The 22665-nt window shown below is 70.4% G+C and carries 17 protein-coding genes; 5 read left to right on the top strand and 12 right to left on the bottom strand.

Annotated elements, in window-relative coordinates; genetic code table 11:
* Window positions 1–4: 4 nt before the first annotated feature.
* Window positions 5–625, top strand: a complete 621-nt coding sequence (locus ACZ4O3_RS00370; protein WP_362721042.1) for a hypothetical protein — start codon at window positions 5–7, stop codon at window positions 623–625.
* Between the two features lie 301 nt (window positions 626–926).
* Here the strand turns inward: ACZ4O3_RS00370 and ACZ4O3_RS00365 are convergent, their stop codons facing one another.
* From ACZ4O3_RS00365 to ACZ4O3_RS00355, 3 genes are all read right to left on the bottom strand, one after another.
* A complete protein-coding gene (locus ACZ4O3_RS00365; RefSeq protein WP_384993084.1) occupies window positions 927–1550 on the bottom strand; it encodes a hypothetical protein in 624 nt (207 codons plus the stop codon).
* Between the two features lie 68 nt (window positions 1551–1618).
* On the bottom strand, window positions 1619–2320 hold the full coding sequence (locus ACZ4O3_RS00360; protein ID WP_467720653.1) for a ribonuclease HII: 702 nt from the start codon (window positions 2318–2320) through the stop codon (window positions 1619–1621).
* A gap of 82 nt (window positions 2321–2402) precedes the next feature.
* Window positions 2403–3026, bottom strand: a complete 624-nt coding sequence (locus ACZ4O3_RS00355; protein ID WP_362718056.1) for a TetR/AcrR family transcriptional regulator — start codon at window positions 3024–3026, stop codon at window positions 2403–2405.
* Between the two features lie 191 nt (window positions 3027–3217).
* On the opposite strand from ACZ4O3_RS00355, the gene ACZ4O3_RS00350 reads away from it, so the two are divergent.
* On the top strand, window positions 3218–4765 hold the full coding sequence (locus tag ACZ4O3_RS00350; RefSeq protein ID WP_467720652.1) for an MFS transporter: 1548 nt from the start codon (window positions 3218–3220) through the stop codon (window positions 4763–4765).
* 488 nt (window positions 4766–5253) lie between these two features.
* On the opposite strand, the gene ACZ4O3_RS00345 is transcribed toward ACZ4O3_RS00350, so the two are convergent.
* The 3 genes from ACZ4O3_RS00345 to ACZ4O3_RS00335 form a co-directional block, all read right to left on the bottom strand.
* A complete protein-coding gene (locus ACZ4O3_RS00345; protein WP_362718062.1) occupies window positions 5254–6195 on the bottom strand; it encodes an ADP-ribosylglycohydrolase family protein in 942 nt (313 codons plus the stop codon).
* Between the two features lie 10 nt (window positions 6196–6205).
* Entirely contained in the window at window positions 6206–6865 is a 660-nt protein-coding gene (locus ACZ4O3_RS00340) for a histidine phosphatase family protein (protein WP_362718065.1), read from the bottom strand.
* A gap of 86 nt (window positions 6866–6951) precedes the next feature.
* Complete coding sequence (locus ACZ4O3_RS00335; RefSeq protein ID WP_362718068.1) at window positions 6952–7557, bottom strand: YdbC family protein; 606 nt, start codon at window positions 7555–7557, stop codon at window positions 6952–6954.
* A gap of 150 nt (window positions 7558–7707) precedes the next feature.
* Between ACZ4O3_RS00335 and ACZ4O3_RS00330 the strand changes: the two genes are divergently transcribed.
* On the top strand, window positions 7708–8241 hold the full coding sequence (locus ACZ4O3_RS00330) for a TerD family protein (RefSeq protein WP_362718071.1): 534 nt from the start codon (window positions 7708–7710) through the stop codon (window positions 8239–8241).
* A 75-nt stretch (window positions 8242–8316) separates the two neighbouring features.
* Here ACZ4O3_RS00330 and ACZ4O3_RS00325 read toward each other — a convergent pair whose 3' ends face one another.
* Together ACZ4O3_RS00325 and nrdR are read right to left on the bottom strand one after the other, a co-directional pair.
* The gene (locus ACZ4O3_RS00325; protein ID WP_362718074.1) at window positions 8317–11211 is read right to left on the bottom strand and encodes a vitamin B12-dependent ribonucleotide reductase; all 2895 of its coding nucleotides are present in this window, start codon (window positions 11209–11211) and stop codon (window positions 8317–8319) included.
* A gap of 164 nt (window positions 11212–11375) precedes the next feature.
* Window positions 11376–11927, bottom strand: coding sequence for a transcriptional regulator NrdR (gene nrdR / locus ACZ4O3_RS00320; RefSeq protein WP_362718077.1), 552 nt, complete (start codon window positions 11925–11927; stop codon window positions 11376–11378).
* A 504-nt stretch (window positions 11928–12431) separates the two neighbouring features.
* Between nrdR and lexA the strand changes: the two genes are divergently transcribed.
* Complete coding sequence (lexA, locus tag ACZ4O3_RS00315; RefSeq protein WP_362579448.1) at window positions 12432–13211, top strand: transcriptional repressor LexA; 780 nt, start codon at window positions 12432–12434, stop codon at window positions 13209–13211.
* Between the two features lie 150 nt (window positions 13212–13361).
* Here the strand turns inward: lexA and ACZ4O3_RS00310 are convergent, their stop codons facing one another.
* The 4 genes from ACZ4O3_RS00310 to ACZ4O3_RS00295 form a co-directional block, all read right to left on the bottom strand.
* Window positions 13362–15338, bottom strand: coding sequence for an ATP-dependent DNA helicase (locus tag ACZ4O3_RS00310; RefSeq protein WP_467720651.1), 1977 nt, complete (start codon window positions 15336–15338; stop codon window positions 13362–13364).
* Window positions 15339–15655: 317 nt separating this feature from the next.
* Window positions 15656–16450 carry a GNAT family N-acetyltransferase gene (locus ACZ4O3_RS00305; protein WP_467720650.1) on the bottom strand — a complete coding sequence of 265 codons (795 nt, stop codon included), beginning with the start codon at window positions 16448–16450 and terminating at the stop codon, window positions 15656–15658.
* Window positions 16451–16693: 243 nt separating this feature from the next.
* Complete coding sequence (locus ACZ4O3_RS00300; protein ID WP_467720649.1) at window positions 16694–18850, bottom strand: IucA/IucC family protein; 2157 nt, start codon at window positions 18848–18850, stop codon at window positions 16694–16696.
* A gap of 373 nt (window positions 18851–19223) precedes the next feature.
* Complete coding sequence (locus ACZ4O3_RS00295) at window positions 19224–20747, bottom strand: diaminobutyrate--2-oxoglutarate transaminase family protein (protein ID WP_467720648.1); 1524 nt, start codon at window positions 20745–20747, stop codon at window positions 19224–19226.
* A 627-nt stretch (window positions 20748–21374) separates the two neighbouring features.
* Between ACZ4O3_RS00295 and ACZ4O3_RS00290 the strand changes: the two genes are divergently transcribed.
* Window positions 21375–22592, top strand: coding sequence for a trypsin-like serine peptidase (locus ACZ4O3_RS00290; RefSeq protein WP_467720647.1), 1218 nt, complete (start codon window positions 21375–21377; stop codon window positions 22590–22592).
* Window positions 22593–22665: the final 73 nt, after the last annotated feature.

The raw sequence follows: 22665 nt of genomic DNA, 5'->3' as shown, positions 1-22665 counted from the left end.
GAACGTGACCTTCGGATTCGCTCCGTCCTCGGCAGCATCGTTGTCGACGTCCGCGTCCGCCGTTTCCGCCAGCCGCCTGCTCGAGCCCGCGGAGTGGGCAGACGCCGGAATACCGCTGCTCCGCAACCCCCGTGAGGTGGTCAGTGGACTGCACGCCCGGCACCGCCCCAAGCCGACTACAGCGATCGTGGCCGTCCTCGACCCGGAGGAACGGCTCTGCGCCAGCGCCTCGTTCACCCGGCGCTCGGCCCCGGCCGACGGCTGGATGTTCCGCAACGCGCTCCTGGCCCAGTTGCGCCGGGTGATCCCGCACGACCTGCGCCGCCGCACCCCGGTGCGGACCGCCGTACTGCTCTACTGCCGCGAGGGGGACGCGCGTTGGACAGAGGAGGACGGTGCCTGGATGTGGGGATTGCGGGACGCCTGCACGCTGCACGGACTGCGCTGCGGGTCGTACATCACACTGACCCACGACGGCTGGCAGGTACTCGGTGAGGGCCGCGGCGGGCGGCGCCCGAACGCCGACTCGCCTCCCGAACCTCTCGCCCTGTCCGAGGCCACGCCCCTGTCACCGCGCACCGGAGGTGCCGTGTCCGAGGTACTGCGCCGCGCCGCCGCCCGCTGAAGCCGGCCCCCGTGCAGGGGCGCCGGCCGAAGCACGCGCCGCCGGGTACGGCCCCCTGAACGGGCCGTACGGCGTGCTGCGGGGGCATTCACGAACTCCGGGCCGTGACGGGCAGCCCCGTCTCCGACCACTCGACAGATCCGGCCCGGTGCCCGCGGTCCGGATCTTCCGTCCGTCGAACGGGGGGCCGGACGGCGAACGCTCCTCGCCCGGCGTGCGGGCATGCCGGAGGCACCACCGTGCGAGTCCGTCGCCACGGCTCCTTCCGTACCTCCGGAGTACCGGAGGCGCCGGAAGGGAGTCAGACGCCGACGCCGAGCACCGAGTTGATCTGCTGCGGGTCTCCGCAGACGATCAGCAGGGCACCGGCCCGGGACAGGGCCAGCGGCAGGGCGGTGGCCACGGTGTCGGAATCGCCGTTGACGGCGACGACGACCACGGGGCGGGTCGCGGCACGGGAGGCGACGGCGGCGTCCGTGTAGAAGACGTCGTCGCCCGCGTCGTGCTGCGCCCAGTAGGAGGCTTCGCCGAAGGACAGCTCGTGGTCGGCCCACGGATGCTGCGCGCCGGTGGTGATCACCAGCACGTCACCGGGGGCACGGCCCGAGTCGAGAAGCAGGTCCACCGCCTCCTCGGCGGAGTCGAGAGCGCTCTCGACCGATGCCGGGATCAGCTGGATCTGCGGGGCCGCCGCTGCCGCGGCGGGCACGGCCGGGCCGGACGGCCCTGGCTTGGCCACGTCACGCGGCGTGCGCTGCGCCGGCGGCGCAGGCCGCGGCGGGCCAGGACGACCGGGACGCGACGGAGCCGCGGGGCGGGGGCCGGGTACTGGACGGGGGGTCGGCGCGGTACGGCCACTGGCCGGAGTGGCGCGGGGACCCTGGGCACTCTCGTGAATCTGAGGCTCCTCGGGAATGAGAGGCATGAGCTGATATCTATCAAACGTTGGTGCAGGTCACGTGAACCGGGTGGCACAACAGTGCGACTGGAACGTCAGAAGTCGAAGCCGAGCTGACCCTCGATCTCCCGAACGCTTCCCTCCGCCCAGCTGCGGACCTTCTTGAGGTGCTGCCACTGGGGCAGCGCATCAAGATACGCCCACGACAACCGGTGGTACGGGGTGGGTCCCCGCTCCTCCAGTGCGGCCTTGTGCACGGGCGACGGATACCCGGCGTTGTCCGCAAATCCGAAGTCTGCATGGTCGATACCCAGTTCGGCCATCATTTTGTCGCGCTGAACCTTGGCGATCACCGAGGCCGCCGCGACGGCCACGCACGATCGGTCACCCTTGATGACCGTACGCACCTGCCACGGGGTGCCGAGGTAGTCGTGCTTTCCGTCGAGGATGACCGCGTCCGGGCGGACCGGAAGGGCCTCCAGAGCACGGCCGGCAGCCAGCCGCAGCGCGGCCGTCATCCCGAGACTGTCGATCTCCTCCGGCGAGGCGTGCCCCAGGGTGTAGGCCGTGACCCACGTCCGCAGCACCTCCGCGAGTTCCGTGCGGCGCTTGACGGTCAGGAGCTTGGAGTCGGTGAGGCCCTCGGGCGGTCGGCGAAGACCGGTGACCGCGGCGCAGACGGTGACGGGCCCGGCCCAGGCGCCGCGCCCCACTTCGTCGACACCGGCGATGACCTTCGCTCCGGTCGTGGCGCGGAGGGAGCGCTCGACGGTGTGAGTAGGCGGTTCGTACGGCATGGCGCCCTTAGAGTACGCCGCGCCGATCCCCGAGCGACACCCCGGCTTCCCCAAGGGAGCCGGGGACCGACGAAGCGGTGGATCAGGCCTCGTGCGACAGCAGCAGCGGAAGCATGAACTGGTCGATCATCCGCTCGACCTCCTGATCGTTCCATTCGCTTCCAGAAATCTTGTTGCGGTACATCATCATGGCCGGAATGGCGTCGAGGACATAGTCGTTTGCCGCATCGGCGCGCACCTCTCCCCGCTCTATGCCACGGGCGACGATGTCACCGATCAGCCGGGTGGTCGGCCCCACGACGCCGTCGAAGATCACGCCATGGAACCGCTCGACCTGCGTCGGATCGCATTCGTGAATCACCGACCGCAGGGCGAAGCCGGGGCGCGAGAACATCGCGTCCCGGGCCTGCCGGCACAGGGCCAGCAGGTCTTCGCGCACACTTCCGAGGTCGGGGGCCTCCTCCAGACGCGGCAGACCCGCCTGCAGTGCGTCGGCGACCAGCTCTTCCTTCGAGGCCCAGCGCCGGTACACCGCAGCCTTCCCGGTCTGCGCGCCGGCGGCGACACCTTCCATGGTCAGGCCGTTCCAGCCGACCGTACTGAGCTGCTCCAAGGCGGCGTCCAGGATCGCGCGTTCGAGGACCGCACCGCGCCGACGAGGGGAGGCCGCCTGGGGAGGAGCGGCAGTCCAGCGCGAGGTAACCATCTGAGTGTCTCCAGCGAACGAGGGGAGCGGGGAGTCAGGAGCGGGGGACCAGACACGGCGCGCGACGACAAGGGGGGACGCGGCACGCGACGCGCACTTAAGTGAACGCTTGCGTTCTCTACCGAGGACTCACTACCGTTGACGCGACAGTGAACGCGGGCGTTCACTAACACCTTCGTGGGGGATCCACAGTGACAACCTCTCAACTGATATCCGATCAGAAACCCGGCGCGGCCCGCAGGCAGGGGCGCCCCGGCATCGCACTCACCGTGATTGCCGCCTGCCAGCTCATGGTCGTACTTGACGCGACGATTGTGAACATCGCACTCCCGCACATTCAAGACGCACTCAAGTTCAGCACCACGGACCTCACCTGGGTGGTCAGCGCCTACACGCTCACCTTCGGCGGTCTGCTCCTGCTCGGTGCGCGAGCCGGTGACATCCTCGGCCGGCGCCGGGTGTTCATGACCGGCATCCTGCTGTTCACCTTCGCCTCGCTCCTCGGCGGCCTCGCCCAGGAACCCTGGCAACTGCTGGCAGCCCGCGCCCTCCAGGGCATGGGTGGCGCGATCGCGTCGCCGACCTCGCTGGCCCTGATCACCACCACCTTCCCGGAAGGCCCCGAGCGCAACCGGGCGTTCGGAGTGTTCGCCGCCGTCTCCGCGGGCGGTGGTGCCATCGGTCTGCTGGCCGGCGGCATGCTCACCGACTGGCTCGACTGGCGTTGGGTGTTCTTCGTCAATGTGCCGATCGGCCTGCTGATCGTCGCCCTCACCCCGCAGTACATCAACGAGTCCGAACGGCATCCCGGACGCTTCGACATCGCGGGTGCGCTGACCTCCACGCTGGGCATGGTCTCCCTGGTGTACGGCTTCATCCGGGCCGCGGAGGAGGGCTGGCGCGACGCTCTGACGCTCGGCTCCTTCGGTGTCGCGGTCGTCCTCCTGCTGGCCTTCGTGTTCATCGAGACCAGGGCGAAGGAGCCCATCACCCCGCTGCGGATGTTCGCCGACCGCAACCGCTCCGGCACCTATGTGATCATGCTGAGCCTGGCCGCGGCGATGTTCGGCATGTTCTTCTACATCGTGCTGTTCGTGCAGAACGTGCTGGGCTACAGCCCGATCCGGGCCGGTCTGGCCTTCCTGCCCGTGACGGTGGCGATCGCCGTCGGCGCCGGGCTGTCGCAGCGGTTCCTGCCCGCCCTCGGCCCGAAGCCGTTCATGATGACCGGCTCCGCGCTCGTGGTCGTCGGCCTGACCTGGCAGACGTTCATCAAGCCGGACAGCTCGTATCTCGGCGGGGTTCTCGGACCCATGCTGATCTTCGGCTTCGGCATGGGTCTGAACTTCGTCACCGCGACCGTCACCGCGGTGTCCGGGGTCGCCCCGCACGAGGCCGGTGCGGCCTCCGGACTGCTCAACGCCATGCAGCAGGTGGGCGGTTCGCTGGGCCTGTCCATCCTGACCACGGTCTTCGGCTCGGCCAGCAAGGACGAGGCGAAGAAGCAGCTGCCGAAGCTCCTCGCCGACGGTTCGCCACAGCAGAAGGCGGAGTTCGCCAGGTCCCACCAGCTGCCCGCGCCCTGGGGGCATGAGGTGCTCGCGCACGGGATCTCGACCGCGTTCATCCCCGCCGCCGCCATGGCCGCGCTCGGCCTGCTCACCGCCTGGCTGGTGATCAAGGTCCGGAAGAGCGACCTCGAAGCCCTCGCCGGCACGGCCGGCCCCGGGCTGGGCTGACCCCACCGGCTCCACGGGCAGCCGCGGATGGCCGGACCGCCGCCAGGGGACAGACGGCAGAGGCAGAGGTCCGGCCATCCGCATCAGGGCCGACAGCGACACGGACACCACCAGAACGGCCTTTACGACCCACACCACCGACACCTTGCCCCCCGCGACTCCGCTTCCCTCCCGGCCGTCCGCACTCGGACGGAGCGCGGAGCGGATACCGGGAAAACGGCCGACAGTCACGGAGAGTTCCCGCCGGTGACGTAGAGTCTCGATCGCGCCCAGGGTGCCCGGTCCCGGAGAGTCGAGACCACCCGGGTCCCCGAGAGTCACCAGGGCGCCGAGACGGCCGAGGCCACCGCACCGAGCAGCACCGCAGGAGCCTCCGAGCCGGGATTCTCGCGCACCACGAAAGCCGGACCGAAACGCTTCGCACGCATGAGACCGTCCCCCGCCGGCTTTCATGCGCTGAGACCCGTCGACAGCCGACGGCGGCCTTCCTACACCGACGGCAGTCCGCCGACCGCGGTCCCCGTACCCTTCGGCGCCCACTCCGGCAGCGCCTCCGTCCGTTCCGTCCATGCGGCCGGGGGCGCTCCCGCCGTGCCGGCCGCGAGCACGCCGCCGACGATGGCGCAGGTGGTGTCCACGTCGCCGCCCACCCGGGCGGTCGCCCAGAACGCCGTCTCGTAGTCCGCGAGGGCACGTGCCGCCGACCAGAGGGCGAACGGGACGGTGTCATGGGCGCTCGTACGCCGTCCGCAGCCAAGGACGGCCGCCACGGTGCCCGCGTCCTCGTAGTCGAGCATGTCGCGGGCGCGTCGCAGGCCCTGCCCGACGGCGCTCCTGGGGACGAGCGCGACGACCCCGTCGAGGAGCGCCTCGGGGGTCGGCCGGCCACCGGGTGCCGCCACCAGTGCCGCCGCCGCGGCGACCGCCATGGCCCCGACCACCGCCTCGCGGTGCTGGTGCGTGGGGTAGGCCGAGATCTCGGCCTGGTGGGTGGCCTGCTCCGGATCGTCCGCGTACCAGGCGCCCAGGGGCGCGATCCGCATCGCCGCGCCGTTGCCCCACGAGCCGCGCCCGTCGAAGAGTGCGGCGGCCAGCTCGCGCCAGTCGCCCCCCTCCCTGACGAGCCGGAGCAGCCGGTTGACGGCGGGGCCGTAGCCTCGGTCGAAGTCGTGGTGTGCGGCGAAGGAGTGGGCCAGCGCGTCCTGGTCGATGCGGTGGTGGGCGGCGAGGACGGCGACGACGGAACAGGCCATCTCCGTGTCGTCGGTCCACTGCCAGGTGCCCGGCGGCAGCTCGCGGCGCTGGAGCAGCGGATAGTTCACGGGAACGAAGAACTGGGAGCCCAGCGCGTCGCCGGTGGCGAGTCCGCGCAGGCTGGCCAGGGCGCGGTCCAGGCGCCCGGCGTTCGGAGTGTCGGAGGAAAAGGTCATCCCGGTCAGCCTAGCCGCTCATCCAGGGGGCCTCCGGGTCCCGCCAGCGGTCGAAGGGCCGGTCGAGCGTGTACTTGCCGTCCTCACCGAGAACGAGCATCCGCATCTCGGCGTTCCCCGGGTTGGACAGCGACTCGAAGTCCGCGACCGTCCAGTGGAACCAGCGCATGCAGAACAGCCGCATCGCCAGGCCATGGGTCACCAGGAGCACGTTGGGCGGGTGGTCCGGCGCCTCGAAGCTGCGGAAGAGGCTCTCCAGGAAGCCGCCGACCCGGTCGTACACGTCGGCCCCGGACTCGCCCTGGGGGAAGCGGAAGAAGAAGTGCCCGTACGCGTCCCGGTAGGTCTTCTGCAGCCGGACGTCGTCGCGGTCCTGCCAGTTTCCCCAGTCCTGCTCGCGCAGCCGGGGCTCCTCGCGTACGCGTATGAGGTCCGGGTCGAGGTGGAAGGCGCGGAGGGTCTCATGCGTACGGCGGTACGGGGAGACGTACACACTGACGGGCTCCCGGCCGAAGATCTCCCGGATGCGTTTTCCGGTCTCCTCGGCCTGCCGCCAGCCCCGCTCGGTCAGGGCCAGTGAGTGGTCGGGTTCCCGCTCGTACACGGAGTCGTCGACATTGCCGGTTGACTCGCCGTGCCGGACAAGGACGATGCGCCGTGGTCGTGCCATGCCAAAACCCTAGATCGAGTGGCGGAAAGTCGAGCACTCGGATGGGCTCCGTACAGCGTAGGTCACACAAATCGAGGGTTGGAGAATCAAACGATCCAGCTCGGTTCGAGCTCCACGATGTCGCCCGTGAGGGCCGCGATGTCGGTCTCGGTCTGGGCGCGCAACGCCAGACGCTCCACCCGCTCGGTGCGGTATTTACCGTGTTCGGCCGCCGATCGCCACATCGAAAGGATCATGAACTCGTTCGCCGGGGCCTCCGCGAACATGCCTCGGATCATGCCGGGCGAGCCGGCCATCGCCGGGTTCCAGACCTTCTCCTGCATGAGCGTGAAGTGCTCGACGCGCTCCTCGTGCACCCGGCAGAGGGCCACCCGGACCAGATCGGAGTCCGTGAACCGCGGTTCGAAGCCGGTCTTCACATCGAACCGGTACTCGAACAGTTTGACCTGCTGGTCCTTGTACGTGCCGGACTGGGACGCGGCCAGACGATCATGTGAGCGCGCCATGAAGGAGTCGTAGAAGGCACGGCTCTCCCAGAAGGCGAAGGTGTGCGCCACCCCCGCTCGCTGCCGACTCCAGCCCCCGCCCTGTCCCCGAAACCCCGGCTCCCCCAGAAGCCCCGCCCATTTCCGCTGCCCCCGCTCGAACCCGCGGCGGTCCACCACGGTGCAGCGAATCCACTTGACCAGCACCGCGCCATCGTAAGGCCATGGGACGTGGCGCCGGTCACGCTCCGGCGGAGATCACCCGCGCATGCGCCCCGGCGCAGGTGGCACGATGGGTAAAGAGCCTTGGCAGCCGATCAGTTGGGGCAGGGACCTCTAGGGGGAAAGGGACGCGTGATGAGCGGTTTCAGCAAGGCGATCAGCAAGGTCGAGGTCGCACTGAAGTGGGATCCCAGCCCGGCCGGGCAGCCGCCCACCGATCTCGACATCATCGCCGGTACCTACACGGCGGGCGACCCGTACGGGACGGCGGCCTATCTCGTGCACTTCGACAGCCGCTCACCGGACGGCACGATCTTCCTCAACCGGGACAGCCAGGACGGCAAGGGCTTCGGCTGGGACGAGGTGATGACGCTCGAACTCGACCGGCTCGACGCCCGGTACACACGCGTGGTGGTCGGGGCCGTCATACAACAACGGTCCGCGCACCGGACGTTCGTGAACGTCCTGAACCCGGAAGTGCGCGTCCGGGAGGGCTACAACGTGCTGGCCGAGGACGACTTCGGCTCCGTCCTCGGGGCGACGGCCGCCGCCGTCGCGGAGTTCGTACGCGACGGATCCGGCGACTGGAGCTTCCGGCCCGGTCTGCACGGCTTCGAGGACGACCCCGTGGTCTTCACCCGCGCCATGGGCGGCCTCGGCCGGCCGTGACGGCAGGCGACCAGGAACAGCGGTAAGGGGCGTCGGCCGCGGCCGACGCCCCTTACTTCACTTCATGTCAACCCGTCAGCTGCAGCCGCTGGTCGAGCCACAGCCCTCGCAGATGTAGCAGGAACCGGCCCGCTGCATCTTCGTACCGCAGGAGAAGCAGAGCGGGGCGTCGGCCTGGATGCCCAGCTGCATCTCCACCAGCTCGGCGCTGGTGTGGGCCTGCTTGGGGGCGGGCTTGGCCACCACGGCCTCGGTCTTCGGGGAGGCGACGGCCTTCAGCTCCTGAGTGCGCGGTGCCGACTGGGCCAGGCCCTCGACGTCGACCTCGTCCTCGGACGGCTCGTAGGAACCCGTCTCCAGGTGACGCTGGCGCTCCGGGGCGGAGTGGATTCCGAGCGCGGAGCGCGTCTCGAACGGCAGGAAGTCCAGCGCCAGGCGGCGGAAGATGTAGTCGACGATCGACTGCGCCATCCGCACGTCCGGGTCGTCCGTCATGCCGGCCGGCTCGAAGCGCATGTTGGTGAACTTCGAGACGTACGTCTCCAGCGGCACGCCGTACTGGAGACCGACGGAGACCGCGATGGAGAAGGCGTCCATCATGCCCGCGAGGGTGGAGCCCTGCTTGGACATCTTCAGGAAGACCTCGCCCAGACCGTCGTCGGGGTAGGAGTTGGCCGTCATGTAGCCCTCGGCGCCGCCGACGGTGAAGGACGTGGTGATGCCGGGACGACCCTTCGGGAGGCGCTTGCGGACCGGGCGGTACTCGATGACCTTCTCGACCGTCTCGCGGATGGTCGCCTCGGCCTTCTCGGTGACCTCGGCCTTCTCCTTCTCCTTGGTCTTCGCGGAGAGGGGCTGGCCTACCTTGCAGTTGTCACGGTAGATCGCGAGCGCCTTGACGCCGAGCTTCCATGCCTCGAAGTAGATCTCCTCGACCTCCTCGACGGTCGCCGTCTCCGGCATGTTGACCGTCTTGGAGATGGCGCCGGAGATCCAGGGCTGGATCGCGGCCATCATGCGGACGTGGCCCATCGGGGAGATGGCACGCTCGCCCATGGCGCAGTCGAAGACCTCGTAGTGCTCGGGCCTGAGCCCGGGGGCGTCGATCACATTGCCGTTCTCGGCGATGTGGGCGACGATCGCCTCGATCTGCTCCTCCTGGTAGGCCAGGCGGCGCAGGGCCTGCGGGACCGTGCCGTTGACGATCTGCATCGAGCCGCCACCGACCAGCTTCTTGAACTTCACCAGCGCCAGGTCGGGCTCGACACCGGTGGTGTCGCAGGACATCGCCAGACCGATGGTGCCGGTGGGGGCGAGGACGGACGCCTGGGAGTTACGGAAACCGTTCTTCTCACCGAGGCGGACCACGTCCTGCCAGGCCTCCGTGGCGGCGGCCCACACCGGGGAGTCCAGGTCGTCCATGCGGACGGCCGCCGTGTTGGCGTCCGCGTGCTGCTTCATGACGCGGTTGTGGGCGTCCGCGTTGCGGGCGTAGCCGTCGTACGGGCCGACGACCGCGGCGAGCTCGGCGGAGCGCTTGTACGCCGTGCCGGTCATCAGGGAGGTGATGGCACCGGCCAGCGCGCGGCCGCCGTCGGAGTCGTAGGCGTGGCCGGTCGCCATCAGCAGCGCGCCGAGGTTGGCGTAGCCGATGCCGAGCTGGCGGAAAGCGCGGGTGTTCTCGCCGATCTTCTGGGTCGGGAAGTCCGCGAAGCAGATGGAGATGTCCATCGCGGTGATGACCAGCTCGACGACCTTCGCGAAGCGCTCGACCTCGAAGGACTGGTGGCCCTGGCCGTCGTCCTTCAGGAACTTCATCAGGTTCAGCGAGGCGAGGTTGCAGGACGTGTTGTCCAGGTGCATGTACTCGCTGCAGGGGTTCGAGCCGTTGATCCGGCCGGACTCCGGGCAGGTGTGCCAGTGGTTGATCGTGTCGTCGTACTGGATGCCGGGGTCGGCGCAGGCCCAGGCGGCCTCGGCCATCTTGCGGAACAGGCTCTTGGCCTGGACCTCCTCGATGACCTCGCCCGTCATCCGGGCGCGCAGGCCGAACTGGCCGCCCTGGTCGACCGCCTTCATGAACTCGTCGTTCACACGGACCGAGTTGTTGGCGTTCTGGTACTGGACGGACGTGATGTCGTCGCCGCCCAGGTCCATGTCGAAGCCCGCGTCGCGGAGGGCCCGGATCTTCTCCTCCTCCTTGACCTTGGTCTCGATGAAGTCCTCGATGTCGGGGTGGTCGACGTCGAGGATGACCATCTTGGCGGCGCGGCGGGTGGCACCACCGGACTTGATGGTGCCGGCGGAGGCGTCGGCACCACGCATGAAGGAGACCGGGCCGGAGGCGTTGCCGCCGGAGGAGAGCAGCTCCTTGGAGGAGCGGATCCGGGAGAGGTTCAGGCCGGCACCGGAGCCGCCCTTGAAGATCATGCCCTCTTCCTTGTACCAGTCGAGGATCGACTCCATGGAGTCGTCGACGGACAGGATGAAGCAGGCGGACACCTGCTGGGGCTGCGGTGTGCCCACGTTGAACCACACGGGGCTGTTGAAGCTGAAGATCTGGTGCAGGAGCGCGTAGGCCAGCTCGTGCTCGAAGATCTCGGCGTCGGCGGGCGAGGCGAAGTACTTGTGGTCCTCGCCGGCCTTCCGGTACGTCTTCACGATGCGGTCGATCAGCTGCTTGAGGCCGGTCTCGCGCTGCGGGGTGCCGACGGCACCCCGGAAGTACTTGCTGGTGACGATGTTGACCGCGTTCACCGACCAGAAGTCGGGGAACTCGACGCCACGCTGCTCGAAATTGACCGAGCCGTCGCGCCAGTTGGTCATGACGACGTCACGGCGCTCCCAGCTCACCTCGTCGTACGGGTGTACGCCGGGGGTGGTGTGGATGCGCTCGATACGCAGCCCCTTGGTGGCCTTGGTCCCCTTCGCGCGGGAACTCCGTGCCGGACCGCTCGCCGTCTCTGTCATGCCGCCTCCCTCTACGGGCTAAAACGCCCTGAAATGCCACGATGTTCCCGTGACACGCTGTTCTGTAGTCACGCCGCGGGCACCCTCAGCTGCCACCCGCGACAAGTCCTGGATCACCGTCCGACAACCGGATCCGAGTCCTCCGCCCGGTTCCGGTCCGCCCGTCAGCCGGCGAGATGGACGGGCTCGGGCGTCCGAGTGGCACCGCCCGGCCCGTGATCGTCTTCCTGGCTCCCCGTTCCCGCGTCTTCGTCGTCCGCGACGGGGCCCCGTGCCGCCTGCCTCAGCTCCGCGATCGCGGCCTCGAAGTCGTCGAGCGAGTCGAAAGCCCGGTAGACGGAGGCGAATCGCAGGTAGGCGACGAGGTCGAGTTCCTGCAATGGGCCGAGTATGGCCAGCCCCACGTCGTGGGTGGTCAGCTCGGCGCTTCCGGTGGCCCGCACCGCCTCCTCGACCCGCTGGCCGAGCTGGGCGAGTGCGTCCTCGGTGACAGGCCGCCCCTGGCACGCCTTGCGCACGCCATTGATGACCTTGGTACGGCTGAATGGCTCGGTCACTCCGGACCGCTTCACCACCATGAGCGAGCACGTCTCCACGGTCGTGAAACGACGGGAGCAGTCGGGGCACTGGCGGCGCCTGCGGATCGACGTGCCGTCGTCGGTCGTACGGCTGTCGACCACACGGCTGTCGGGGTGCCTGCAGAAGGGGCAGTGCATGATCTCCAACCCTCCTCACAGCAGACTCAATGACCTCGCTGGACCACCCGGGCCCCACGAAGCAGCCCCAAGCATAGGCGATCTCAGAGCCACCGGAGACCCGGGGGACCACAACTTGTGGGCTGCCTCGAGAATCCAACCACTAGATGTGGTGATTGGCTGATACATCGCCAGGTTGCGCGTGTCGCACACGTACCGCTACGGCGGATACGGAGATACCGTGGGCGCCGCACGGAGGTCACGTGCGACTCCGGAGCAGATGGGGACAGCCGTCCCGGCCGGCGGCGGTCCGGATGGCAGACTGAGCACACCCGCCGGACCATCGGCCCGGCGGTGAAGATTACAGCGATGGAACCTTTTGTCTGCCGGGTACCGCGTGAGCCATACACCCAGACATGCGATCGCGTACGGTGAACCGCGTTTTTTCACTCGAACGTGTGTTTGGCGCAACCTTTCGAAAGCAACTACCGTTGTCCAGCAGGGAGACCATCGAGAGGGGCCGACGTGACCACGACCGCAGACAGTGCCACCATCACCGCCCAGGACCGCTCCCAGGGCCGACTCGACCCGGTGCATGCCATGAACGAAGCCGTGAACCCCGAGGGACACAAGCGTTCCCTACCGGGCCGACCTCCAGGCATCCGGGCGGACAGCTCGGGCCTCACCGACCGTCAGCGCCGCGTGATCGAGGTGATCAGGGATTCGGTGCAGCGGCGGGGTTACCCGCCGTCGATGCGGGAGATCGGCCAGGCCGTCGGCCTGTCCAGCACGTCCTCGGTGGCACACCAGCTGATGGCGCTGGAGCGCAAGGGCTTCCTGCGCCGCGACCCGCACCGCCCGCGCGCGTACGAGGTCCGCGGCTCCGACCAGGCGGTGTCCGTGCAGCCCACGGACACCGCTGGCAAGCCCGCGGCGTCGTACGTCCCGCTGGTCGGCCGGATCGCCGCCGGCGGCCCGATCCTCGCCGAGGAGTCGGTCGAGGACGTCTTCCCTCTCCCTCGGCAGCTGGTCGGCGACGGCGAGCTGTTCGTCCTCAAGGTCGTCGGCGACTCCATGATCGAGGCCGCGATCTGTGACGGCGACTGGGTCACCGTCCGCCGCCAGCCGGTCGCCGAGAACGGCGACATCGTCGCCGCCATGCTCGACGGCGAGGCCACCGTCAAGCGCTTCAAGCGCGAGGACGGCCACGTCTGGCTCCTCCCCCACAACTCGGCCTACGAGCCGATCCCCGGCGACGACGCCACCATCCTGGGCAAGGTCGTCGCGGTACTGCGGCGCGTCTGACGCCTGCGGCGGGCGGTCATTCCGCCCGCCCTCCGATCGGGCCCCGGAACCCCTGCGCCGGTTCCGGGGTCTTGCACTGTCCGGAGCCCTGTGGCCGCCTCTTCGGATCGTGGGTCGGCCTGCCCCGGCGCGGGTCAGGCCGACCCACGATCAGTTCGTCTCCGCCTGTCGAGCCGTCGCGTCGATGGCGGCCAGCGACTTGCGGACCTGGTTACGGTCCGTGGTGTACCAGAAGTCGGGCAGTGACGACTTCAGGTAACCGCCGTACCGCGCGGTGGCCAGCCGTTGATCGAGTACGGCGACCACGCCCCGGTCCCCGGACGCCCGGACCAGCCGGCCCGCACCCTGGGCCATCAGAAGCGCGGCATGGGTGGCGGCGACCGCCATGAAGCCGTTGCCGCCGGCGTCCTCGACGGCCTTCTGTCGGGCACTCATCAGCGGGTCGTCAGGGCGCGGGAACGGAATCTTGTCCATGACGACGAGCTGGCAGCTGGGGCCCGGGACGTCCACCCCCTGCCACAGCGACAGCGTGCCGAAGAGACAGGTCCGGGGGTCCGCCGCGAAATTCTTGATCAGCTCGCCGAGGGTCTCCTCACCCTGCAGCAGGATCGGGAACTCGGGGATCCGGACGCGCAGTTCCTCGGCGGCCTGCTGAGCGGCCCGCATCGAGGAGAAGAGGCCGAGGGTGCGGCCTCCGGCCGCCTGGATCAGTTCGGTCAGTTCATCGAGCATGTCGGCGCGGTCGCCGTCCCGCGCGGGGCGTGACAGATGCTTGGCGACATAGAGGATGCCCTGCTTCGGGTAGTCGAAGGGCGAACCGACGTCGACGCCCTTCCACTGCGGGAGGTCGTCGCCCTCGGTGCCCTCGGGGGCGAGGCCCAGGGAGGCACCCACGCCGTTGAAGTCGCCGCCGAGTTTGAGGGTCGCGGAGGTGAGGGTGACCGAGCGGTCCGCGAAGAGCTTCTCCCTCAGCAGGCCCGAGACCGACATCGGGGCGACCCGCACGGAGGCCCCGAAACGGTCGTGGCGTTCATACCAGACGACGTCCCACTCCGAGCCGTTCACGATCCGCTCCGCCACGTCGTGCACCGCCTCCACCGAGGCCAGGGCCTGCTTGCGGACCGCGTCCTCGTCCTGGACCGACTTGTCGCGGGTCGTCCCGATCGCGGAGATCACGGTGCGGGCGGCGTCCCTGAGGGCGGCCAGGGCGTAGCCGAGATCCTCCGGGATCTCCTCCAGGCGGCCCGGCAGGGCCAGCTCCATCAGCCGCTCGAAGCCCTCGGCGGCGGTCTGGAGCTGGTCGGCGGCCTTCTCGTCGACCAGTTTGGCGGCGCGCCGGACGGCACGGTTGACCTGACCCGGGGTGAGCTCGCCGGTGGCGACGCCGGTGACCCGCGAGACCAGTTCGTGTGCCTCGTCCACGATCAGCACCTCGTGCTGCGGGAGCACCGGGGCTCCCTCGATGGCGTCGATCGCGAGCAGCGCGTGGTTGGTGACGACGACGTCCGCGAGCTTGGCCCGCTCACGGGCCGTCTCGGCGAAGCACTCGGCGCCGTAGGCGCACTTGGACGCGCCCAGGCACTCCCGCGAGGAGACCGACACCTGGGCCCAGGCCTTGTCGGAGACTCCCGGAGTGAGTCCGTCACGGTCACCGGTCTCGGTCTCGTCCGACCAGTCCCGCAGCCGCAACAGGTCCTGGCCGAGCTTGCTGGTCGGTGCCGCCGCCTCGAACTGGTCGAAGAGTCCCTCCTCCTCGTCCTGCGGCACACCCTCGTGCAGCCGGTGCAGACACAGGTAGTTCGACCTGCCCTTGAGCATCGCGAACTCCGGGCGCCGGCGCAGCAGCGGGTGCAGGGCGTCGACGGTACGCGGCAGATCCCGCTCCACGAGCTGTCTCTGCAGGGCGAGGGTCGCCGTCGCCACGACGACCCGCTCCCCGTGGGCCAGCGCGGGCACCAGATAGCCGAGCGACTTTCCGGTGCCGGTGCCGGCCTGGACCAGCAGATGGGATCCGTCGTCGATCGCTTCGGCGACCGATTCGGCCATGGTCACCTGGCCGGGGCGCTCCGTACCGCCGACAGCTGTGACAGCGGCATGCAGGAGTTCAGGGAGTGAGGGCTTCGTCATAGCGCGACCACCCTACGGCCCGGCACTGACAATCGGGCGATCAAGGCGAGGACGAGGGGCGGGATCAAGCGGGGCGCTCCTGGACGGGTGGGCTGAGCCGGGACCGCGAGGACACCGTGGCGGCGCCGCGCAGGGAAGGGCAGGCCAGGGTGTTCGCCCGTGTCGTTTCCTGCCGTCCTCATCCTCATGTCCTCATGTCCTCATGTCCTCCAGTCGTCCTGGATGGCCGGAACGCAGGCTCTGCCGAATTCTTCCGGGACCCGGGAACTTGATCGGCGGCCGCTTCGTACTACATGTGTACGCGCCATCACTCAGCGCTACATCAGATGACGTAGGGACCGGTCCCGGATCATGAGGACGGCTCGTTTGGCAGGCAGGTCGAGCTCGGTGGCGTAGCGGAAGCCCGCACCGAGGAAGGCGGCCACGGAGGGGGTGTTGCGAAGATCGGGCTCCGCGACGACGCGCGCGCAGGCGGGGCGGTGATCGAGTACGAGATCGGCGGTGGCTCTGAGCAGGGCGGATCCCAGTCCGCGCCCACGGTCGGCGGCGTTGCCGATGAGGACGTGGATCCCGGTGTCGTGCGGGCGGGCCGGGTAGTGGCGGGCCAGCGGGTCCAGGTCGGCCCGGTAGATCTCCCAGTAGCTCATCGGCGTGCCGTCGAGGCTGCCCAGGCAGGGCACGCTGCGTCCGTCTCCCGCGAGTTGGGCGCGCAGATGGTCCTCCGTCTGCGCCTGTGGACCGGCCAGCTGCCAGAACGCGGCGACGGCGGGGTCGTTCATCCAGCGGCTGATGATCGGCAGGTCGCGTTCGACGTGGGCCGGCACGAGGTGGAAGGTGCCGACGGGGGTCTCGGTGGGACCCCAGTTGGCCGGCTGATCGAGCAGGTCGAGCGTGTCCAGTGGGCCGAGCTGGTCTTGGGAGGAGGTCTGTCCGTCGTGGCTGGGCGCGGCAGAGTTCACCTTCCCGGCGAAGAGGGCGAGGAGATCGGCGGGCAGCCGGAGGTCCAGGGTGTCCTCACAGTCCCGGGTGTCTTCGGCGGGACCTGAGCGGGCGGGATGGACGGGGTGGACCGGTACGGGGCCTGCGTCGGCGCTCGCGTCGGTGGGAGGCATGGTGCGCTCCTCTCAGGAGACGAGGTGGGTCATGTTCCTCGGTCGGCGAGGTGAATGGAGGTCGGTGATTGAAGGTCGGTGCATGACGGGCGATGGGAGGCGGACGGTCGGTGGCCGACGGTGGGTGGAGGGCAGTTGTCGGAAGCACCTGGTCGACGCCGGGGATGGTCGAAGGGGCAGAGGTCGGACGGGCGGAGGGCCGGAGATGAAGTCGGCGTGGGCAGGACGGCCTGGGTCGGACGGTCAGGGGTGGAGGGGGTTGGTGATGGTCACGTAGACGGACTGGGTGTCGACCGGGCCGACGAGTTCGTCGAGGCCGTGCAGCCGGGTCAGCAGGTTGGCCTTGCAGCGCAGGACCGGTGAGTCGAGCAGGCGACCGGGCAGGGTGGTGGGCAGCCGGGCGGGTCCGGAACCCACGTCGGTGAGGAACCGCCGGAAGGCGGCCAGCAGCAGGCGTTCGTCGGCGAGCCGTTGTGAGCCGAACGCGCCGATCAGACCGAGCACGTTGTTGATGCCGAGGTAGTAGGCGAGGCGTTCGTCGACGACCTCGTCGGAGACGAAGGTGTCGCTGTGCTCTCCGACGCCGGGCAGCCGGGCGTCGAGTTCCGTCCGCCGGGACTCGCGGAAGTAGTAGCCCTGGTTGTCCCGGTAGCGCCCGCCGGCTGGCCAGCCGTCGGTGTCCAGCAGAAGCAGGGTGTTCTGCTGGTGCGCCTCCAAGGCGATACCGGCCTCGCCGTCGAGCCAGAGCACCGGGCGGACGACCTGTTCCAGGTATCGCAGGAACCACTCGGCGCTGACGGCACCGACGGGGCGGCTGGTGCGTTGGGCGAGCCGGGCGACCACCTGGGCGAGCCGGGACCGGTTCGGCCGGGTACCGCCGTCCCCCGCCCGGGAGTCGACGGGGACGGGTGCGGTCAGGCCGGCGAGGCAGGACACGTCCTCGGCCGGGGTGAACGGATTGTGCCGGATCACCACGTCCAGTCCGGACACCGGTCGGCCGTCCTGGCCGTCCACGCCCAGCCAGGCGGGGTCGCGCACGATGTCGAAGCCCGGGTGGACGGTCTGCCACTGCTTGGCGAGGCCGGTGCGCAACAGACGGTGCATCTCCACACCGCGGTGGAGCTCCTTGCGGAGGTTCTCCCGCCGCGAGTTGGTGATGTGCAGCCCCAGCGACAGCTTGAGCATCGCGGGGGCGCCGGTGCGGTGAACGGTTCGTACGGAGGAGGTGGGATGCCAGGGTGCGCCGAGGGGGCCCAGGTCGCGTAGGAGTCCGGCGTCGAGCAGGGCGGCCGTCGACTCGCGATGGCGGACCTCACGGGCCTGCCAGGGGTGCAGGGGCAGGGCGGCGGCACAGCCGTCGGGCAGGGGTAGGGCCGTACCGGCCAGGCCTTCCATGAGGTGCGGCACGGGGACGGGGCGGCCGCGCTCGGTCCAGGCCGAGTCGGTGGCGAGCACGGAGGAGGCGACCGCCATCCAGTGCAGGGGAAAGGAGCCACGCAACTCCGGCGAGTAGAGCCGGGCTTCGGAGTCGGTCAGCCCCTCGCGGCTCTTGGGGGTCGGGTGCAGTGGATGGCCCAGCAGGAGGGCCTGCTCGGCGGCGAGAAACCGGTCGGGGCCGTCGGCGGGGCGGGCTCGCCGGTCCGCGATGAAGGTGACCGTGCGGCGCAGGGAGTCGGCGACGCGGGCCACGAGGTCGCCAGCGTCGGGGGCGGCGGCCTGGGCGCGGGGAGCGTCTTCGGCGAGGCGGGGTCGGTCGTCGGGCTGGAAGGGACCGCCGTTGAGGCGGGGCGGTTCGCCGCCGAGACGGAGGAGGCCGCCATCGGGTCGGGCGAGGTTGCCGTCGACCGGACCGGCGCCGTCGGCTTTGCCGGCGCTGCCACCGGCCTGGCCGTGAACACCGTCGACCGGACGGGCGCCGCCATCGGTCTGACCGGGGACGCCGTAGATCGGACCGGGGACAGTCTCGGGTCGGCCTGCCATGCCCCCAGCCGCGCCCGCCGTCTCCCTGCCGAGCAGGGCTGCGAGGGTGAGCGCGTCGACGGGTGGGGCGGGGACGCCGGCCAGGCGGGGTGGGCCGAAGCGGTGCCAGCCGGTCGGGGACCAGTGGCGGACCGGAGTGATCAGGGCCGTACCGCTGGCGGGCAGGGGGATGCGGAGGGTGCCGGTGTCGGGTGCGGGGAAGTTCGTCTCGCGCACCCAGCAGCGCAGCAGGTTCTCCACGGCGGCGGCCTGGGCGGCGACGTGCGGGTCGGGGTGTTCCAGAAGGTCCCCGGTCTCGTCGTGGGGCTGCTCGGGCGGGATGGCGCGACTGCGTTGCTGGGGAACCGACTCGGCGAGCGGAACGGAGCGTCCCTGCGGACCTTGGTCTGCGTGGTCGTCTGGGGCGGGTGTGGCGTTCAAGGCGTTCCTCGGGGCTGGGCGGTGCGGGGCCGGCCGTCGGTCGCCGGCCGTCGCCTACGGCGAACTCGGCTGTCTCGGGGGTGGGTCGGGTGCTGGTTGTCCTTGCGAGAGAGGGGTGGACGATGTGGGGTTTCAGGCGCGGCCCGGTCGGGTCGGGCCGCTCGGTTCGCGCACATCGGGCGGCTGATTCGGTTCGGCGGCGGGCAGCCGGCCTGTTCACGGCGGTCCGGGAGCACCGGAGTGCGGGTCGGCCGGGCAGGGTTCGGTGGGGTGCGCCGTCCACGTGGTCCGGGGGGCCGGTCCCCTCCGAGCGGGCCGTTCGGCTCGTCCGTCTCGGGGCCGGCGGCCGGTCGGCCTGCTCCGGGTGGGCGGGCTAGCCGGCCGGCTCCTTGCGGCCGTCGGGCCGGCGGGGCAGTCCGACGCCGTGGGCGGCCGGGTCGCGGGCCACCGCGGCCACGGCGTCGGCGAGGCGGTCCAGGACGGCGGTGGCCTGTTCGTCGGTGATGGTCAGGGGCGGCAGGAGCCGTACGACACCGGCGTGGCGACCGCCGAGCTCGACGATCAGTCCGCGGTCCAGACATGCGCGCTGCACCGCGGTGGCCAGTTCGGGAGCGGCCGGAAGCGGCCGGTGCCGGCCCGCACCGTCCCTCCCGCTCACCGCGCCCTCACCGTCCCGCGGGGCCCCCACGCGCCACTCGTCCTCCGCCACGGCCCGTGCGTATCCGTCCTGCGCGACCCCCGGACCCCGGTCTCGCTCCGGGTCCACCAGTTCCACCCCGATCATCAGCCCACGCCCCCGCACATCGCCGACGCACGCGAACTCCGATTGCAGGGTCCGCAGATGGGAGAGCATGCGGGAGCCGAGCCGGCCCGCGCGTTCGGCGAGACCGTTCTCCCGGACGTGGGCGAGGGTGGCCGTGCCGGCGGCCATGGCGAGTTGGTTGCCGCGGAACGTGCCCGCGTGGGCGCCGGGTTCCCAGACGTCGAGGTCGTCGCGGTAGACGACGACGGCGAGCGGGAGGCTGCCGCCGATGGCCTTGGAAAGGACCATCACGTCGGGGGTGACCCCGCTGTGCTCGACGGCCCAGAAAGCGCCGGTCCTGCCCACCCCGGTCTGAATCTCGTCCGCGATGAGCGGGATGGAGCGGTCCGCGGTGAGCCGTCGCATCCGCCGGAGCCAGTCGTCGGGTGCCGGAATCACGCCGCCCTCGCCCTGGACGGGTTCGAGGATCATCCCGGCGGGCAAGGGGACGCCGGACTTGGGGTCGTCGAGGACGGACTCGGTCCAGCGGGCGGCGAGTTCGGCGCCGCCCGGACCGCCGACACCGAATGGGCAGCGGTAGTCCTGGGGGTAGGGCAGCCGGGCGACCCGTACGTCGCAGGCCCCGCCGGAGGCGGCCAGCGCGCCGCTGGTCATGCCGTGGTAGGCGCCGGTGAAGGCCAGGATGCCGGTGCGGCCGGTCGCGGCTCGGACCAGTTTGAAGGCGGCCTCGACGGCGTCCGTCCCGGCGGGCCCGCAGAACTGCACGCGGGCGCGATCCGCGAGGCCGGGCGGCAGGGTCCGGAACAGTTCGGTGATGAAGGCGTCCTTGACGGGAGTGGCGAGGTCGAGGACGGAGAGCGGGGCGCCGGAGTCGAGGACCTTGCGGATCGCCTCCAGCACGACCGGGTGGTTGTGGCCGAGCGCGAGGGTACCGGCGCCGGAGAGGCAGTCCAGGTAGCGGCGGCCGTCCGCGCCCTCGATGGTCAGGCCGCGAGCCCGCACCGGCACGATGGGGAGGGCGCGCGCATACGTCCGCGCCCGCGACTCGCGCGACGATTGACGTCTCAGGATCCCCTCGTGCGCCTCGTGCGCTCCCCCGGACGTCTCCCCGGTCACCGACTCCGTAACGGCCACGGCTCGCTGTCCTCCCCGCTGTCCAGAGGCGAGTTGATCGGTGGGCACCGGGCACAGGCAGCGGGACCCCCACCGCTACCAACCCTCGACCGGCCGACGGGTTACGGGTTGCCTCAAGATCCTTGCCGAGACCGGACCGACGAACACCGGCGCCGGCCCCGGCGCGGCGCCCGACGAAGACGCGGGTACCGACGGGCCGTCTCCGCTGCGAGCGTGCGCATCCGCTCCGAGCGTGGGCGTCCGCACCCGGCCCACTGGTCCGCCGGCGCGGCAGGCAGACGGTCGGCGGTGGCATGCGGTAGGTGACCGGCTCGCGCCCCCGCCGCCCTCGGCGTGGCCGTCGCCTCCGAAACGCGCCGAAGTCTGCGCCGGGAGGCCAGTTCGACCCAGGTGCCGCGGGCGTGCCGCGGGGTGGTACCGGAGAGCACCAGGGCCGCGGTGGGCCGCTCTCGCGGCACGCCCTGCACGGCGATGACAGCGCCCCGGCGGGGCTGGTGCGCCGGGCGGAGCACGAGGGACAGTGCCCGGCCCGCCCGTAGCGAAACCGTTGCCCTTCCATGGGTGGGCCCGCACAGCGACCGCATAGTGTGACGCTGAAGTTCCTTACCGACAGGGGGAGTCACCAGCATGCGATCCATCCGGCCGTCGTTCACCCGTCGAAGGGGCGCGCCCCGGGCGCTGGCGGCCGTCGCCCTCGCTTCGGCGCTGGCACTGACCGCCACCGCCTGCGACAGCTCCGGCGACGACAACGCGGGCGGCCCGGCGGCCGCGTCCGCCACGGCCGACACCGGCGACGGCAAGATCAAGATCCCGGACGACATCAAGAACAAGCTCAAAGAGCACGGGATCGACGTCGACAAGTGGAAGAACGGCGCCTGGCGGAACTGGAACAGGGACGACTGGCTGCGCGAGGCCAACGACTTCATCAACCCCATCATCAAGGGCCTGTGGGACCCGGACCGGATGCGGGACGCCGACGACCCGGACAAGGACAAGGGCGTCGACGACAACGACCTCTCGGGTGACCAGGGGGTGACGGACCCGACGCCGGACCCGGTCGAGGCGAAGGCCGTGCGGCCGGCGTACCACGCCAACGCGGCCACCGCGGGGAAGGTGTTCTTCGACTCCCCCGAGGGCACGATGGTCTGCTCGGCGACGGTGGTGGAGGACCCGGCACACCCGGGCAAGTCCAACCTGGTGTGGACGGCGGGCCATTGTGTACACGCCGGCAAGAACGGCGGCTGGTACCGCAACATCGCGTTCGTGCCGTCGTACAACGATCAGGGGCTGACGGGCACCGCGCTCACCCAGGCGACGCGCTCCCGGATAGCGCCGTACGGGGTCTGGTGGGGTGACGGGGCGCAGACCTCGCAGCAGTGGATCGACCAGGGCGGGGAGACGGGCGGCGACGGCGCGTCGTACGACTACGCCGTGATCCATGTGACACCGGAGCAGGGCAGTGGCGGCAAGTCCCTTGAGGAGACGGTCGGTTCGGCGCTTCCGGTGAACTTCGCCGGTCCGGCCGTGCCGAAGGTGTCGCGCATCACGGCCACCGGGTATCCGGCGGCGAAGCCGTACGACGGGTCGCTGCTGTACCAGTGCGCGGACAAGCCGGGGCGGCTGTCGGTGGATGCGTCGGCGCCGACGATGTACCGGATCGGTTGCACGATGACCGGCGGGGCGTCGGGCGGCGGCTGGGTGGAGACGGGTGCCGACGGGAAGGCGGCGCTGGTGTCCAACACGTCGATCGGACCGGTGGGTTCGGGGTGGCTGGCCGGGCCGCGGTTCGGTGACGTGGCCAAGGGCGTGTACGAGGGGGTCAGCAAGGAGTTCGCTGATCGGTGAGGGGGTGAGTCCCGCCCTCGCGCCGCGATGGACGAGGTGCGTCGGCGGGTCACTCGTCATCGTGGTCGACCGC

Source organism: Streptomyces sp. NPDC026515 (assembly GCF_055567595.1).
The sequence above is the reverse complement of the archived record's forward strand: the minus strand, read 5'-3'. Positions and strand labels throughout refer to the sequence as shown.

What these genes read in the sequence shown, in the direction of transcription:
- ACZ4O3_RS00340 (WP_362718065.1), bottom strand. Translation starts at nt 6,865, where the DNA reads ATGGCACGACCACGGCGCATCGTCCTTGTCCGGCACGGCGAGTCAACC.
- ACZ4O3_RS00360 (WP_467720653.1), bottom strand. Translation starts at nt 2,320, where the DNA reads ATGCCGTACGAACCGCCTACTCACACCGTCGAGCGCTCCCTCCGCGCC.
- nrdR (WP_362718077.1), bottom strand. Translation starts at nt 11,927, where the DNA reads ATGCACTGCCCCTTCTGCAGGCACCCCGACAGCCGTGTGGTCGACAGC.
- ACZ4O3_RS00290 (WP_467720647.1), top strand. Translation starts at nt 21,375, where the DNA reads ATGCGATCCATCCGGCCGTCGTTCACCCGTCGAAGGGGCGCGCCCCGG.
- ACZ4O3_RS00310 (WP_467720651.1), bottom strand. Translation starts at nt 15,338, where the DNA reads ATGACGAAGCCCTCACTCCCTGAACTCCTGCATGCCGCTGTCACAGCT.
- ACZ4O3_RS00330 (WP_362718071.1), top strand. Translation starts at nt 7,708, where the DNA reads ATGAGCGGTTTCAGCAAGGCGATCAGCAAGGTCGAGGTCGCACTGAAG.
- ACZ4O3_RS00355 (WP_362718056.1), bottom strand. Translation starts at nt 3,026, where the DNA reads ATGGTTACCTCGCGCTGGACTGCCGCTCCTCCCCAGGCGGCCTCCCCT.
- ACZ4O3_RS00325 (WP_362718074.1), bottom strand. Translation starts at nt 11,211, where the DNA reads ATGACAGAGACGGCGAGCGGTCCGGCACGGAGTTCCCGCGCGAAGGGG.
- ACZ4O3_RS00345 (WP_362718062.1), bottom strand. Translation starts at nt 6,195, where the DNA reads ATGACCTTTTCCTCCGACACTCCGAACGCCGGGCGCCTGGACCGCGCC.
- ACZ4O3_RS00365 (WP_384993084.1), bottom strand. Translation starts at nt 1,550, where the DNA reads ATGCCTCTCATTCCCGAGGAGCCTCAGATTCACGAGAGTGCCCAGGGT.
- ACZ4O3_RS00305 (WP_467720650.1), bottom strand. Translation starts at nt 16,450, where the DNA reads ATGCCTCCCACCGACGCGAGCGCCGACGCAGGCCCCGTACCGGTCCAC.